The following is a 1,908-nucleotide window of genomic DNA, read 5'->3' on the forward strand; positions in this document are numbered from 1 at the left end:
ACCCCCCGCCCCCGGCTACGACGACGCCGAGCGCGAGGCCGTCCTGCGCGTGATGCGCGAACGGCGCGACATCCGTAACGGCTTCCGCTCCGACCCGATCCCGCACGAGGTGTTGCTGCGCGTCCTCGAAGCCGCGCACACCGCCCCCAGCGTCGGCCACTCGCAGCCCTGGGACTTCGTCGTCATCCGTTCCGCCGAGACCCGGCAGACGATGCACGAACTAGCCCAGCGCCAGCGCGACGCCTTCGCCAAGTCCCTTCCCAAGGGCCGGGCCAAGCAGTTCAAGGAACTGAAGATCGAGGCCATCCTCGACACACCGGTGAACATCGTCGTCACGGCCGACCCGACGCGCGGCGGCCGGCACACCCTCGGCCGTCACACGCAGCCGCAGATGGCGCCGTACTCCTCCGCCCTCGCCGTCGAGAACCTGTGGCTCGCCGCCCGCGCCGAAGGACTCGGCGTCGGCTGGGTCAGCTTCTTCGACGAGCGTGAGATGGTCCGCGCGCTCGGCCTGCCCGAACACCTCGACGTCGTGGCGTATCTGTGCGTCGGCTACGTCGACGAGTTCCCGGAGGAGCCCGAGCTGGCGCAGGCGGGCTGGTCCAAGCGCCGTCCGCTGTCCTGGGTCGTGCACGAGGAGACGTACGGCCGCCGCGCCCTGCCCGGTGAGGAACCGCACGACCTCCTCAAGGAGACGATCGCCGGAATCCGCCCCCTGGACGCCAAGGCGCTCGGCGAGGCGTGGGAACGCCAGAAGCGGATGACGAAGCCCGCCGGGGCGCTCGGCATGCTGGAGATCATCTCCGCGCAGCTCAGCGGTCTGTCCCGGAAGTGCCCGCCGCCGATCCCCGAGCCCGCCGCCGTCGCGGTCTTCGCGGGCGACCACGGTGTGCACGCGCAGGGCGTCACCCACTGGCCCCAGGAAGTGACGGCGCAGATGGTCGCCAACTTCCTCGGCGGGGGCGCGGTCTGCAACGCCTTCGCCAACCAGGTCGGCGCCGAGGTCTGTGTCATCGACGTCGGTGTCGCGGGCGAACTGCCCGCCACACCCGGCCTGTTGCCCCGGAAGGTCCGCGCGGGCACCGCCGACTTCACGACCGGGCCCGCGCTGACCCGCGAAGAGGTGCTGGCCGCGATCGACGTCGGCATCGAGACCGCCCGTGATCTGGTGGCGGCCGGCAACAAGGGCCTGCTCACCGGCGAGATGGGCATCGCCAACACCACGGCCTGCGCCGCGCTGATCTCGGTCTACACGGACGCCGACCCCGCCGAGGTCACCGGACGCGGCACGGGCATCAACGACGAGATGCACGCGCGCAAAATCGATGTCGTGCGCCGCGGTCTCGAACTCCACCGGCCCGACCCCGCCGACCCGATCGGCGTCCTCGCGGCCTTCGGCGGCCTGGAACAGGCGGCGCTCGTCGGCTTCCTGCTGGGCGGCGCCTCGCTGCGAACCCCGGTCGTCCTCGACGGCGTGAGCGCGGGAGCGGCGGCCCTCGTCGCGCGGGCCATCGCCCCCGAGGCGCTGGCCGCGTGCATCGCGGGTCACCGCAGCGCCGAACCGGGCCATGTGGCCGCGCTCAACAAGCTGGGTCTGCGGCCCCTGGTCGATCTGGACCTCCGCCTGGGCGAGGGCACCGGCGCCCTGCTGGCGCTCCCGGTGGTCCAGAGCGCGGCGCGCGCGATGCACGAGGTGGCGACGTTCGACTCGGCGGGTGTGACGGAGAAGTAGCCCGCGCAGTCTCAGCCCCTCCGGCGTTTCGGCGGTGGCCGATCCCAGCCCCTCCGGCGTTCGAGGAGCGGGGTCCGGGGCGGAGCCCCGGTTCCGGGAAGGGGCGGGTAGGGGAGATGCCCCGCCGCCCGGACCCGAGGGGGCGGCCACCGCTGCCACCGGGTGACGGGCCACGG

The 1,908-nt window shown here is 73.0% G+C and carries 1 protein-coding gene; it reads left to right on the forward strand.

The annotated features are described in order from the left end of the window. The coding region (gene cobT / locus GXP76_RS35335; RefSeq protein ID WP_242575708.1) for a nicotinate-nucleotide--dimethylbenzimidazole phosphoribosyltransferase at window positions 1-1,732 on the forward strand (1,732 nt) is incomplete at its 5' end. Window positions 1,733-1,908: the final 176 nt, after the last annotated feature.

This window comes from Streptomyces sp. NP-1717 (assembly GCF_022695985.1).
Lineage (GTDB): Bacteria > Actinomycetota > Actinomycetes > Streptomycetales > Streptomycetaceae > Streptomyces.